Annotated in this window: 1 pseudogene; it reads left to right on the top strand. The window is 59.4% G+C overall.

Annotated features, from left to right (window positions below):
• Window positions 1-49: 49 nt before the first annotated feature.
• Window positions 50-340, top strand: a pseudogene (locus tag U5A67_RS40595) (adhesin); the annotation flags it as partial.

The raw sequence follows: 340 nt of genomic DNA, 5'->3' as shown, positions 1-340 counted from the left end.
CCAGCAAGTGAATACGGACGGTACAGTCGACGCTGAGGCAACGTCCCAGTTGCTTTCGAATCTGAAGAGTGAGCTGGGTACCAGCTTCACGCAATCAACGGTTAGCGACGACTTGCAGACGTCGGTTGTCGATGATCAGGGTGAAAGCGTCTGGGGCAAGCTGTTTACGACAGTGGTCATCGCCTTTCTCTCAGCCGTGACCGCGAGTGCCGCTTCCGGGTTGATCGCAACTACAGCAGGCGCGGCGGCGGGATCCGGCACGACGTTCGCGTCGGCTGGTATCGCTGGCACGGCGACGTCTACCGTAAGCGCTGGCGTTGGCAACATTGCTCTTAGCGCA

This window comes from Paraburkholderia sp. J69-1 (genome assembly GCF_905220255.1).
Classification (GTDB): domain Bacteria; phylum Pseudomonadota; class Gammaproteobacteria; order Burkholderiales; family Burkholderiaceae; genus Paraburkholderia.
The sequence above is the reverse complement of the archived record's forward strand: the minus strand, read 5'-3'. Positions and strand labels throughout refer to the sequence as shown.